This window comes from Nocardioides sp. (assembly GCF_036274455.1).
GTDB lineage: Bacteria > Actinomycetota > Actinomycetes > Propionibacteriales > Nocardioidaceae > Nocardioides.
This window is the reverse complement of sequence record NZ_DASUFR010000081.1, coordinates 1-12,218: the sequence shown is the minus strand read 5'-3', so window position 1 is coordinate 12,218 and position 12,218 is coordinate 1. Positions and strand designations below refer to the sequence as shown.

Genomic DNA, 12,218 nt, shown 5'->3' with positions numbered 1-12,218 from the left:
GGCGACGGGCCAGCAGGTGCCATCGCCGCGGAGGTCTCGACAAGCTCGACCAGCGGCAGGCCACCACGGTGGCTGAGGTGCGAGGCGCCCCCGGCGCCGAGCCTCGAAGCCGCGCGACCCGGTGCTGGGACCCACGTCGGGTGCCCAACCTGGCTCAGGCTTCGAGGCTCGGCCGTGAACGGCCTCACACCTCAGCCACCGCGGGCCAGCAGGTGTCTTCGCTGCGGAGGTCTCGACAAGCTCGATCAGCGGCGGGCCACCACGGTGGCTGAGGTGCGAGGCGCCCCAGCGCCGAGCCTCGAAGCCCGGTGACCCGATGCTGGACCTCACCCCGAGTGCCTACCCTGCGGAGGTCTCGACAAGCTCGACCGGCGACGGGCCAGCAGGTGCCATCGCCGCGGAGGTCTCGACAAGCTCGACCAGCGGCAGGCCACCACGGTGGCTGAGGTGCGAGGCGCCCCAGCGCCGAGCCTCGAAGCCCGGTGACCCGATGCTGGGACTCAGCCCGGGTGCCCACCCTGCGGAGGTCTCGACAGGCTCGACCGGCGACGGGCCAGCAGGTGCCTTTCCCTGCGGAGGTCTCGACAGGCTCGACCAGCGGCAGGCCACCACGGTGGCTGAGGTGCGAGGCGCCCCAGCGCCGAGCCTCGAAGCCGCGCGAGTTGGTGCTGGGACTCACCCGCGCGCCCGGGTCAGAGCAGGCCGGCGGCCTCCAGGCCGGTGCGGAGGGCGGCGTACTCGTCGTCGTCGAGCGGCACCAGCGGGCCGCGGACGTTGCGGTTGTCGAGCACGCCGAGCAGCTGCAGCCCGGCCTTGGCGCTGGTCGCGCCGTAGTTGGGCACGCCCATCACGGCATCGATCGCGGGCACCAGCCGGGTGAAGATCTCGAGCGCCTTGGCGTGGTCACCCCCGTCGAACGCGTCGAGCATCGCGCGCAGCTCGTTGCCGGCCACGTGGCCCACGACCGACACGAAGCCGGCGGCGCCGTGGGCCAGCCAGCCGAGGTTGCTCGCGTCGTCACCGGAGTAGAGGGCGTAGCCCAGCTCCATGATCCTGACGCCACGCAGGTAGTCGCCGACGGCGTCCTTGACCGCGACGACGGTGTCGATCTGGATGGCCGCGGCGTAGGTCTCGAGAGAGATGGCGGTGCCGGTGCGGCCGGGCACGTCGTAGAGCATCACCGGTACGCCGGTCGCCTCGGCCACGGTCCGGAAGTGGTGGAGCACTCCGGCCTGGCCCGGCTTGTTGTAGTAGGGCGTCACGAGCAGCAGCCCGTCCACGCCCACCTTCTCGGCCTGCACCGCCAGCTCGATCGAGTGCGCGGTGGAGTTGGTGCCGACCCCTGCGACCACGGTGGCCCGGTCGCCGACCGCGTCCTTGACCGCGGCCAGGATCTCGCCGTCCTCGGCCACCGTGGTGGTCGGCGACTCACCCGTCGTCCCGGAGACGACGACGCCGTCGTGGCCGTGGTCGACGAGGTGTCGGGCGATCCGTGCCGTGCCGTCGAGGTCGACCGAGCCGTCGTCCTTGAACGCGGTCGCCATCGCGGTCAGCAGCCGGCCGAACGGGGCGGAGGGCGTACCGGTCATGGACTCAAGGATATCGACCGCGACCCGCCGTCATGGACGAGAGTGGGTCAGTCGTCCTCGGTCAGCCACTTCTTGGCGTCCTCGACGTCGTCGTCGTCGAAGACCCGCACCTCCCCCGGCATCAGCCAGCCGAAGGCCTTGACGGCGTTCTCGAGCCAGTCCGCGTCGGACACGACCGCGACCCGCTGCCAGCCCCGGAGGTTCCCCGCCCAGAGCTTGGTGTCAGCCCAGACAGCGCCAGGTGAGTACGACGTGCCGTCGGCCAGCACGTAGAGCAGCCGGACGCCGCCTGCCTCCGCCGCCGCCCCGACCGCTGGGACGAGCACCTCCCGGTACTCCTCGTCGGTGACCTTGCCGCTCGCCTCGAAGCCGATGGTGCCCTGCGGCATGTCGTCTATGACCTTGAGCATGAGCCCACCCTAGGAAGACCGCCCGATGACCGGCTCACCCGTTCCGGGCGGCTCAGCCAGCGAGCCGCTCCCGGCGGAGCCAGGTCACCCGCTCGTAGCCGTCGAACGGCTCCCGGCCGACCTCCTCCCAGACCGCCGGGTCGATCTCCGGGTAGAACGCGTCACCCTCGGGCTCGAGCGGCACCTCGCTGATGACCTGCTCGGAGGCCAGCCCGATCGCCTCGGCGTAGACCTGCGCGCCGCCCGCGACGATCACGTCGCCGGGCAGCAGTGCCGCCTGCGCGAGCGCGTCGGTGAGGCTGTGCGCGACGAGGACGCCGTCGGCGCCTGTCCTGAGGTGCGAGCCTGCGAGCCTCGAAGGGGACCACGAGGGATCGCGGGTGAGCACGATCGTGGTCCGGCCGGGCAGCGGGCGGCCGATCGACTCGTACGTCGCCCGGCCCATGACCAGGACGTGCCCGGTCGTCAGCCGCTTGAACTCGGCCTGCTCGCCGGGGATCCGCCACGGGATGTCCGGGCCGTTGCCGATCACCCGGTTGCGAGCGACCGCCGCAACCATCACGACCCGCTTGGTCATATGGCGATGGGCGCCTTGATGCCGGGATGCGGGTCGTAGCCGTCGAGCTGGATGTGCTCGAGGTCGAAGGCGTCGAGCTCGGAGACCGCCGGGTCGAGGCGGAGCGTCGGCAGTGCCCGGGGGTCGCGGGTCAGCTGCAGCCTGGCCTGGTCGAGGTGGTTGCGGTAGAGGTGCGCGTCGCCCAGCGTGTGCACGAAGTCGCCGGGCTCGAGGCCGGTCACCTGCGCCACCATGTGGGTGAGCAGGGCGTAAGAAGCGATGTTGAACGGCACCCCGAGGAACACGTCCCCAGAGCGCTGGTAGAGCTGGCAGCTGAGCCGGCCCGGCCCGTCGTCCTGCGGCGCCACGTAGAACTGGAACATGGTGTGGCACGGCGCCAACGCCATGTCGGGGATGTCGGCGACGTTCCAGGCGCTGACGATGTGGCGCCGCGAGTCGGGGTTGGTGCGGAGCTGGTCGACCACCTGCGCCACCTGGTCGACGTGCCGGCCGTCCGGGGTCGCCCACGACCGCCACTGGTAGCCGTAGATCGGGCCCAGCTCGCCGTCGGTGTCGGCCCACTCGTCCCAGATCGTGACGCCGCGGTCGTGGAGCCACTTGACGTTGGTGTCGCCACGAAGGAACCAGAGCAGCTCGGCGAAGACCGAGCGGGTGTGGACCTTCTTGGTGGTGACGAGCGGGAACCCGTCGGAGAGGTCGAACCGCATCTGGTGGCCGAAGACGCTCAGCGTCCCGGTGCCGGTCCGGTCGGACTTCTCGACGCCCTCGTCGAGGATCCGGGTGAGGAGGTCGAGGTACTGCTGCACGACGTCAAACCTAGTCTTGGAGCGAGACCTCACCGCGGACCGTCGTCCGGGTGTCTCCTCCCACCCACACCGTGCTCCCCTCCCGCCTCACGTGTACCCGGCCTCGACGGCCGATGGCGGTGCCCTGCGAGGCGACGTAGCTGTCGGGGAGCACCGTTCCGGCCAGCCACTGGCCGAGGCCGGCGTTGAGGCTGCCCGTGACCGGGTCCTCGGTGGTGCTGTCGAAGGCGCGCACCTCGACCGCTGCGTCGCTGCCGCCGTCGCGCCACGGGGCGACGACGCCGATGTCGAGACCGCTCAGCTTCTCGCGGTCCGGGTGGAGCTCGAGGACGTCGTGCGCGTCCTCCAGGAGTACGCCGACCCAGCCCGGGCCGTTGTCGAGCCACCGGGCGTCGACGACGTCGTCGGGGGTGATCCCGAGTGCGTCGGTGATCGCGACCAGCTCGCCGTCGTCGACGGGCCCCTCGCGCAGCAGTGGCGGGGCCTTGAAGGCGAGCTGGTCGCCGCGCTCGATGGTCAGCAGGCCGGCCTCGCACTCCTGGACGAGGTGCTCGCCGCGCGGCGTCCCCCCGCTCTCGAGCCAGGCGTGCGCGCTCCCGAGGGTCGGGTGGCCGGCGAACGGCAGCTCGCGGCTCGCGGTGAAGATGCGCAGCCGATAGTCGGCACCCTCCTGGGTGGGTCGCAACAGGAAGGTCGTCTCGCTGAGGTTGGTCCACTGGGCGAACAGCTGCATCTGGGCGTCGTCGAGGCCGTCGGCGTCGTGGACCACGGCGACCGGGTTGCCAGTCAGCGGTCCGGAGCCGAAGACGTCGACCTGGTGGAAGGTGTGCACGAGGCTCACCTTGCCAGCACCGGCGTCGGGCCTGCGCCGAGGATCCGAGCCCGCACCACGCACTGGTTCCTGGCCAGGTCGCAGGTCCGGAGCTCGAAGCCGTCCTCGGCGGAGGCGCCGAACGGCCGGACGACGTAGGCGATCGTGAGCCGGGTGCCCGGGCTGAGCGCCACCACCTCGTCACCGTCGTCGAGGCCGGTGGGGAGCCGGTCACCGGACCGGTTGTCGTAGAGCATGACCTCGCCCGTGACCGGGTCGCGGGTGACGACGTAGACGCCGTCGGGCGCGAGGACCGCCCCGCGGCCGGGCGCGTCGAAGGACGCGTTGAAGATCGACTGCACCACCTCGATGGTGTCCTTGGCAACCTGCGAGGCCCGGATCCTGGAGCGCACGTCGAGCAGCGGCCACGGGCCGAAGGGGGCCACCTCACCGGAGGGTGACGGCACCACGTAGGTGCCGTGCGGGTCGGAGTAGTAGACCGCGTTGCCGTCGACCGCGACCGCCCTGGCCCCGGGACCGACCGGGAAGCTGCGCACCGCGTTGCCGGTCGACGCCTCCGTGACCACCAGCCTGGGTGTCTTCCCGGTCGGGTCGACCCACGCGGCCCAGCCGGTCTCGTCGGTGGCCACGACCGGGAGAGCCGGGTCCTTGTGGCCCAACACCTCTCGGCTCCCGTCGTCGGCGGCGTAGACGACCAGCCCTTCGTCGTCGCCGTAGACCACCCCGTCGCCGATCCTGGTCATGTCCCGAACCCCGTCGACCGAGAGCACCTGGTGGGCGAGGTGGAGCTTGCCGTCGGCGTACCAGACGACGCCCGGGGCCGGGTTCTCCTCGCGCACGACGGCGACGTTGGGGAGGACGTCGTCGCGGTCCGGGTTCGCGCCGCTGTCGCCGGACGTGGCGACGTAGGCGCCTGCACCCGTTGCGACAAGCAGGAGCGGTACGGCGACGATCCCGGCGCGCTTCAGCCCTGCCCGGTCGCTCTCCCGCTGCCGTTGCTCGAGGTCCTCGAGGTCCGGTGGCGCCAGGACGAGCAGCTCCCGGGCGGCCTCCTCGCGGGTGGCCTCGGGCGTGTGCGCCCGCCGGCTCGCCGCCCTCACCAGCTCCTCCCGGACGAGCGCATCGACGTTCTCCTCGCGGCTGGCGCGGCCCCAGGCGCGGCGGCACCTGGCCAGTGCCTCGGCGGCCACGTCCGGTGCCTCCGCGGGCGAGACACCGAGCCGGACGGCCTCCCGCACAAGTGAGGGCCACCGCGCGGCCACGTAGACCATCAGGTCAGCGTCCGCGCGCATGCCGCGAGCCTAGGTCGGTCGCGGGAGCGGTCGGCGCGCGGGAGCGGTCAGCGGGCCAGCACCGGCATGCCGCCGGTGTTGGGGATCCGCGTGGCGGTCGTGCAGGTCGTCGGGCGGAGGCGACAGGTGCGCAGCTCGAGGTCGTGGGTCGGGACGCCGGCGCTCGAGACCACGACGTAGTCCATGGTGAGGTAGCGGCCCGGCGCGAAGGCCACGACGTCGTCGGTCCTGGCGAGACCACTGTCCAACCGGTGGCCCGACGCCGTGTCGTAGATCGCCACCCTGCCGTCGGGGAGCCGGGTCGCCACCAGCCGCCCATCCGGTGACAGCTGGGCGCCCTGCCCGGGAAGCGCGTGGACCACGCTGAAGAACGCCGGGGACACCTGGATGGTCGCCTGGTCACCCTGGAACGCCGTCATCCGGGCTCGGGCGTCCAGCATGTCGCCGGGCAGGAACGGCCGCAGCTGCGGGTCGGTGCCCGGGGTGTAGACCTGCAGACCGTCGGCGTCGACGAAGTAGACCTGGGTGCCGTCGACGGCGACCACCCGCGCCGCGGCTGCGACCTCCGTGGTCCCGACCACCTCGCCGGTGTCGGCCTGCTCGACGACCAGCGCGCCGGTCCCGGTGTCCACCCATGCTGCCCAGGAGCTCTCGTCGCTGGCCGCGACCGGCGCTGCGGGGTCGGTGTGGCCGAGCAGGTCGCGCGTGCCGTCGGCCCGCAGGTGGACGACCCGGCCCTCCTCGTCGCCGTACACGACTCCGGTGCCTATCCGGGTCATGTTGGTCAGGCCCTCGACCGCCACCACCCGGTCCGCGAGGTGGAGCTGGCCGTCGGCGTACCAGACGACGCCCGGAGCAGGGTTCTCCGCGTGCGTGGTCGCAGCCTGCGAGATGGTCTCGCGAGGTGCGGACGGCGGCTCCTTCGTCCCGTCGCCGGTCGTCGCGAAGTACGCGCCGGCGCCCGCCGCCACCAGGACCAGCGGCACCGCCACCTTCGCCGCCTTCTCGAGGGTGGCCCGGGAGCTGTCGCGGGCCCGCTGCTCGAGGTCCCGGATCGTCGGTGGCGCCAGGACGAGGAGGTCCTCCGCGGCCCGCTCACGGCTCTCGGTCGGAGTCGTCGGGCGCCGGCTCGCGGCCCAAGCGAGCTCCTCGCGCACCACCGCGTCGGGGTCGTGCTCGTGGCTGACCTGCCGCCAGCGCTTGCGGCACCGGGCCAGGGCGTCGACGGCCACGTCGGCGGCCTCGTCGGGACCGACGCCGAGCAGGACGGCTTCCCTGACCAGTGACGGCCACCGCGCGGCCACGTAGACCGCGAGGTCCGCGTCGGAGCGCATGCAACGAGCCTAGAGAGGGCGGTCGAGTGGCGGCCGGCCAAGCGCCCGCCCCAGGTCTACGCGGCGCCGTAGGCCGTGAAGCCGCACCAGTTGACGAGGTCGGCAGGGTCGTCGAGGTCGAGCGAGCCCCGCGCCGCGTGCAGCGCGGACGCCAGGGTCGCCTCGCCGTGGAGCTCCTCGTGGACGCGGACCATGAACCCGGCCGCCGCCTCGTCCGGGACCAGCTGGATGCTGCCGAGGACGCCGGCGGTCCCTCGGGCGACCAGGGCGCTCACGAAGCCCAGCAGCTCGCCTCCGGTGTAGGCGATGTCGGCCGACGCCTCGCAGGCGGCGAGGACGACGCGGTACGGCGCCAGGTCGCGCAGCTCGAGCTCCTGGACGGTGAGCAGTCCGTCGCTCAGCCGCAGGCCGGAGAACATCGGGTTGTCGGCACGGACGACCCCGTGGCAGGCGAAGTGGGCTGTGGTGGCGCCATCCAGCTCGTCGGCGACCCGGCGGACCGTGCTGTCCGGCGGGACCAGGACCACGCTGTCGTCGTGCCGGAGGCCCAGCCGCCGGACCTCGTCCTCGGCCGCGGACAGTCCCGGGCCCGCGGCGAGGAGCACCTTCCCCGATGCGGGCCGGGGCCGCTGCCGGGCGCCGGCCCAGAACGACGCCGACGGGCTCAGGGACACCGGCGCGTCGACCAGGGCCGACCACGGGACGCTCTGGAGGAAATCGACGGGCACGACGACGACCTCCCGGTCCGGCGGCAGCGCCAGCGGCTCGACCAGCAGCCGGCGCAGCCCGGCCACCCGCTCACGGGCCAGTCTGGCCCGCTCGGGCCGCGCGTCGCGGCCCACGAGGCGGGCCAAGGTCCGCAGCGCGAACGCGAGCCGGTCGCGCTCCTCGCGCAGCACCGCCACCGGCGCGACCGTGCTCACGGTCACCTGGTCCGCGGTGACGACCGCCGCGAAGACCTCGCCGTCGAGGACGCCGTACTCCACGAGCACCCGGTCTCCGAGCAGCGCCTGCAGCTCCCGGGTCGGGACCCGCCGGGTCCGGGCGTGCTTCCTGCCGTTGCTGCTTCCCCACGTCAGCCGCCTGAGCCGCTGCTCGAGCGCGGCGTGCCGCGCGACCAGGGCCTCGGAGGCGCCGCTCGCGTCGATCTCGCTGCGCATCTCGCGCAGCCGCTCGAACTCCTCGGCGAAGCCGTCGACGCCGGCGCGCTGCACCGAGAGGAGGGCCGTGGCCCGGTTGCGCTCCATCCAGTCGAACACCTTGACCGCGGACGAGGTCCCCCGCAGGGCACGCAGCGCCAGCTGGCCGAGCTCGACCCCGTGCGCCGAGGCGAGCACGCGGAGCTCGGTCGAGGCGAGCTGGCCGCGGTGGCGTTCGAGGTCCTCCAGCCCTTGGCGGCAGTGGCGTACGACGAGCGCGGGCTCGTCCCGGAGCGCCGCTGCCGAGGCCGCCGCGAGCCGGCCGCGCAGCCGGGTCAGCATCGAGGAGCCACGGGCCAGCTCGTGGGCGTGCTCGAAGCTCTCCCGCGCCCAGGCGTCGCGGCCGAGCCGGCTCGCCGCGCGCCCCGCGGTGAGGTGCGCGTCGACCGCCTCGACCGTCATCCCCAACCGCTCGAGCGTCGCCGCCGCGCGACGCGCGTCCCGGAGATCGGTGTGAGTCACGGTCCCCGCCTCGAGGCGGGCCTCGATCCCGACCACCGCGGCGCGCCAGGCCCAGCCCACTCGCTGCTGCTGCCGGAAGGCCTCCACGGCCTCGCGCGACGCCTTGCTGGCGCCCTCCGCGTCGCCTTCGGACAGGGCGACCCGGGCGACGCGCAGCTGCGCCTCGGCCCGCATGAGCGGGACGTCGGTGTCGCTGAACTCGCGCACGGCGCGGTCGGCCGCCGAGCGTGCCTCGGGCAGCAGCCGAAGATCGAGGAAGGCGTCGGCGGCGTCGGCGTGCAGCTCTCCGAGCGGGAGGTCCGCGACCTCGAAGAGCCGCTCCGACTCCTCGAACAGCGCCAGGCTCTCGGGGAGCCGGCCCGCATGGGCGAGCACCCAGGCCTCGCTCTCGGTGAAGATCGCCGTCGCGAACGGACCGATCTGCTCGGCCAGGGCCCGCGCCTGGCCGGCGAGGGCCAGTGCGACGCCGTACCGGCCGAGCTGGGCCTCGATCAACGCGAGGTTGTTGGTCATCTTCCCCCGGATGTCGACCGGCAGGTCGCGCCGCCTCAGCGCGCGCCGGTAGATCGCCGCGGCCTCGGCGATCCGGCCCGCGTTCTGGTGCAGAACCGCGGTCTGCTGCTCCAGGCCGGGCGGGACCTTGTCGCCCAGCAGGTCACGGGCACGCAGCAGGTCCCGCTCGGCCGCGCGGGTGGCGCCCAGCTCCTCGTTGACCGCGGACCGCACGAGGAGGACCTCCGCGAGCCGCTCGTCGAGCCGGGCCGCCTCCGCGAGGCGGGCGGCGCGGTTGAGCAGCCGCCGGCCCCGCTGCTCGGCGAGCTCGGCACGGACTACGCACCACGCCTGGGCCCGCAGGGCCAGCACCTCGGCCTCGACGTCGCCGGTGCGGCGGGCCTCGATCACGAGCGCCTCCGTCACCGGCGCGGCGGCAGCGGGGTCCGCGACCGCGAACTGGTACGCCGCCTCGGCCCGGGTCAGCAGGGCGGTCGGGCCGGCCGCATGACCCGAAGTATCCATTGCGGCGCTCAGCGTATCGGGACTAGGCAGGGGAGGACCGCGTCTCTCCCCGCCGCCATGTCACACAAGACACAGAGCACAAGACCAAGAGAGGCACCCATGGCCACCGACCCGGCACCGTTCTCGGACCTCCACGTCCCGCCACGCACCCCGGAGCAGGAGACGCAGGACCGCAAGCGCAATCGGGAGCAGACCGACCTGCTCGCGGGCAAGACCAGCGCAACCGGGACGCGGCAACGCAGCGCCGTCCCCGACGGTAAGGACGAGCTGGACCAGCTGCTCGAGGACCGGCGTTCCGACGCCGGCTCGAACGTCGTCCACTTCACGACCGAGCCGACCGCCAGCAGGCGATGGTCGCTGGTCGTGCCTGGGGAGCTCCTCGTCCGGCACGAAGACAAAAGACGGAGCCCCTCCACGGAGGCGGACACTGCACTCAACGACAACGGGTTCCACCGGCTTCCGCCGGATGCCGCGGGCTCCGAGATCCCCCGGGAGCTCGCCGGCAGGCTGAGCGTCTACACGTACCGGCGCTCCGACGAGTCGCGGAACCAGGACATGCGCGGCGCGATGGGTGAGCTGGCCACACCACCCGGCGGAGCAGCCGGCCCAGCGCCCGGCGGGCCGGCCGGCGGAGCACCCGTGCAGGTCTCGCCCCACCTGGTCACGGCGCTGCACATCGTCGCCAAGGCGGCCGTCGGCCCGGCGCCCACCCAGGCGGACGCCAGTGACGAAGCGTTCATCGCGGCCGGTCGGCGCAAGCCGCAGGGCAAGGTCATGGTCGCCGTCATCGACACCGGCATCGCGAAGGCCAACACCCGCACGGACGGATGGCTCAATGAGGTCCGACGGACCCCGGGCGCCGAGGGCAACATCGACCCGCTCGACAGGTTCCCGCGGCCCAAGAACGGCTTCCTCGACTTCGCGGCCGGGCACGGCACCTTCGCCGCGGGGATCGTGCGGCTGGTCGACCGCGACGCCAGGATCAGGGTCTACCGCGCGCTTGACAGCGACGGCTTCGCCAGTGAGCTCGCCATCGCCGCCGCGATGATCCGGGCGGTGAAGGACGGCGCCGACGTGCTGAGCCTGTCGGTCGGGATGCGCACCGTGGACGACCGACCGAGCGTGGCCCTCGAGCTGGCCCTCGACGTGATCGACGAGATCGTGGCACGCCGGAAGCGTGAGGCCCCGGCGGTCGTGGTCTCCGCGGGCAACTACGGGGACAACCGGCCGGTGTGGCCGGCGGCCTTCACAGACCGCGTGATCTCCGTGGCCGCGTTGAACACCCGGATGCAGGGTGCGGGCTGGTCGTCGCGAGGGCCCTGGGTGACGTGCAGCTGCATCGGCCAGGGGATCGTGTCGACCTTCGTCCCGGGCGACGAGGACCCGGCGTTCAGCAAGCACCACCCGTCGTGGCCACCCCCCGACCACTACCCGAAGAACGCCTGGGCGGTGTGGAGCGGCACGTCGTTCGCCGCACCACAGATCGCGGGGGCGATCTCGCGGATGATGCGCGAGAAGGGAATCACGTCACCCCCTCGCGCCGCTCGGCGACTGCTCCAGCGCGGCACCCCCACCCCCAACTTCGGGCGGGCACTGCGCCTGCTCCCGGGCACCCGCACCTAGACGAGCGTCGCTGCCCGGGCTCGCCGTACGCCGGCGAGCCCGGTCGCGGCGAGCACGAGCAGGACGGGAACCACCACCAGCGCCAGCTTGAGCGAGGTCGCGTCCGCCAGCGCCCCGACGGTCAGCGGTGCGAGCAGCACGGCGAGCGAGGTCATCATCACCGCCCGGCCGCTCGCGGCCCCGGCCCGGCCCGGGGCCAGCGAGACGGCCAGGGAGAGTGCCATCGGGAACAGGTTGCCGATGCCGACTCCCAGCAGCGCCAGCCCCACGACCGCCTGCGCGGGCGAACCCGACGGCCAGAGGACCGCGAAGCCGATCGCCGCGATGGCCAGTGCGACCGCCAGCAGGCGCGAGGGGTCGTGGCGCCTGGCCAGCCGGCTGCCGGCCGTCCGTCCGACCACGACCCCGCCGAAGTAGCCCACCATCAGGCTGACTGCGGTGTCGGTCGAGACGCCGACCTCGTCGTCGACGAAGGTGGCGCCCCAGGCGGTGACGCACCACTCCGCCGCGGTGACGCAGACGAGGACGGCCGCGGCGACCCAGAACGCCCGGGGCAGGCCGACCCGCTCCTGGTCCGGATGAGGTGCGGCGGTCTCGATGGCGAGCCGCCGGTTGGTCCACCAGACCAGCGCGGGCACGACCAGCGAGACCAGCAGTGCGGCCCGCCAGCCGACCTCGAGTGCCGCGGCCAGGGCGAAGGCGCCGATGAGGACGACGTAGGCGATGCTCGCCGCGACGTTCGCCTCGGTCAGCGCGACCGTGCTGTGCTCGTGGTGGTGGTCGGCGAGCATCGCCTGGATGGTGGCCAGGAGGAGCCCGCCGCCGAGCCCCATGACCAGGACCGCCGCGATGGTCACCACCGCCAGTTTGCCGGCGGTCAGGCCGACCGTCCCCACACAGAGCAGGACGGCCGACGACCAGAGCAGGGCCCGGCGGCCGATCGCCACCTCGAGCCGGGACGACGCCAACCCGGCCACCAGGCTCCCGGCCGCGAACGCGGCGACGTGCAGCCCGCCGACCGTGTAGCTCAGGTCGAGCTCGTCCCTCAGGTGCGGGACCACCAGCCCGGGTGCCGCC

The 12,218-nt window shown here is 73.3% G+C and carries 10 protein-coding genes; 1 reads left to right on the top strand and 9 read right to left on the bottom strand.

Translation table 11 applies throughout. The annotated features are described in order from the left end of the window. Nucleotides 1-692: 692 nt before the first annotated feature. Genes dapA through VFV89_RS07845 form a run of 8 tightly spaced genes read right to left on the bottom strand, consistent with a single transcriptional unit; the run spans nucleotide 693 to nucleotide 9,518 of the window. Nucleotides 693-1,589 (bottom strand): 4-hydroxy-tetrahydrodipicolinate synthase, encoded by an 897-nt coding sequence (gene dapA, locus VFV89_RS07880; RefSeq protein WP_329705372.1) that lies wholly within the window; start codon nucleotides 1,587-1,589, stop codon nucleotides 693-695. Between the two features lie 47 nt (nucleotides 1,590-1,636). Continuing rightward, complete coding sequence (locus tag VFV89_RS07875) at nucleotides 1,637-1,999, bottom strand: STAS/SEC14 domain-containing protein (protein WP_329705371.1); 363 nt, start codon at nucleotides 1,997-1,999, stop codon at nucleotides 1,637-1,639. A gap of 52 nt (nucleotides 2,000-2,051) precedes the next feature. Next, on the bottom strand, nucleotides 2,052-2,576 hold the full coding sequence (locus tag VFV89_RS07870; protein WP_329705370.1) for a dihydrofolate reductase: 525 nt from the start codon (nucleotides 2,574-2,576) through the stop codon (nucleotides 2,052-2,054). Continuing rightward, entirely contained in the window at nucleotides 2,573-3,382 is an 810-nt protein-coding gene (locus VFV89_RS07865; RefSeq protein WP_329705369.1) for a thymidylate synthase, read from the bottom strand. Before VFV89_RS07865 ends, VFV89_RS07870 begins: the two co-directional genes overlap by 4 nt. 10 nt (nucleotides 3,383-3,392) lie before the next feature. Further along, nucleotides 3,393-4,214, bottom strand: coding sequence for a PhzF family phenazine biosynthesis protein (locus tag VFV89_RS07860; RefSeq protein WP_329705368.1), 822 nt, complete (start codon nucleotides 4,212-4,214; stop codon nucleotides 3,393-3,395). Between the two features lie 5 nt (nucleotides 4,215-4,219). Further along, nucleotides 4,220-5,506: a hypothetical protein gene (locus tag VFV89_RS07855; protein WP_329705367.1), complete on the bottom strand. Its 1,287-nt coding sequence runs from the start codon at nucleotides 5,504-5,506 to the stop codon at nucleotides 4,220-4,222. A 47-nt stretch (nucleotides 5,507-5,553) separates the two neighbouring features. Further along, nucleotides 5,554-6,840: a hypothetical protein gene (locus VFV89_RS07850; protein WP_329705366.1), complete on the bottom strand. Its 1,287-nt coding sequence runs from the start codon at nucleotides 6,838-6,840 to the stop codon at nucleotides 5,554-5,556. A 56-nt stretch (nucleotides 6,841-6,896) separates the two neighbouring features. After that, nucleotides 6,897-9,518, bottom strand: a complete 2,622-nt coding sequence (locus tag VFV89_RS07845) for a CHAT domain-containing tetratricopeptide repeat protein (protein ID WP_329705365.1) — start codon at nucleotides 9,516-9,518, stop codon at nucleotides 6,897-6,899. Between the two features lie 99 nt (nucleotides 9,519-9,617). On the opposite strand from VFV89_RS07845, the gene VFV89_RS07840 reads away from it, so the two are divergent. Then, nucleotides 9,618-11,141, top strand: a complete 1,524-nt coding sequence (locus tag VFV89_RS07840) for a S8/S53 family peptidase (RefSeq protein WP_329705364.1) — start codon at nucleotides 9,618-9,620, stop codon at nucleotides 11,139-11,141. Here VFV89_RS07840 and VFV89_RS07835 read toward each other — a convergent pair. Beyond that, nucleotides 11,138-12,218, bottom strand: a 1,081-nt coding sequence (locus VFV89_RS07835; RefSeq protein WP_329705363.1) for an MFS transporter, incomplete at its 5' end; no start/stop codon positions are given. The two genes, VFV89_RS07840 and VFV89_RS07835, sit on opposite strands and share 4 nt — an antisense overlap.

Coding starts and splice junctions, on each gene's coding strand:
- VFV89_RS07840 (WP_329705364.1), top strand. CDS start 9,618: ATGGCCACCGACCCGGCACCGTTCTCGGACCTCCACGTCCCGCCACGC.
- VFV89_RS07845 (WP_329705365.1), bottom strand. CDS start 9,518: ATGGATACTTCGGGTCATGCGGCCGGCCCGACCGCCCTGCTGACCCGG.
- dapA (WP_329705372.1), bottom strand. CDS start 1,589: ATGACCGGTACGCCCTCCGCCCCGTTCGGCCGGCTGCTGACCGCGATG.
- VFV89_RS07870 (WP_329705370.1), bottom strand. CDS start 2,576: ATGACCAAGCGGGTCGTGATGGTTGCGGCGGTCGCTCGCAACCGGGTG.
- VFV89_RS07855 (WP_329705367.1), bottom strand. CDS start 5,506: ATGCGCGCGGACGCTGACCTGATGGTCTACGTGGCCGCGCGGTGGCCC.
- VFV89_RS07875 (WP_329705371.1), bottom strand. CDS start 1,999: ATGCTCAAGGTCATAGACGACATGCCGCAGGGCACCATCGGCTTCGAG.
- VFV89_RS07850 (WP_329705366.1), bottom strand. CDS start 6,840: ATGCGCTCCGACGCGGACCTCGCGGTCTACGTGGCCGCGCGGTGGCCG.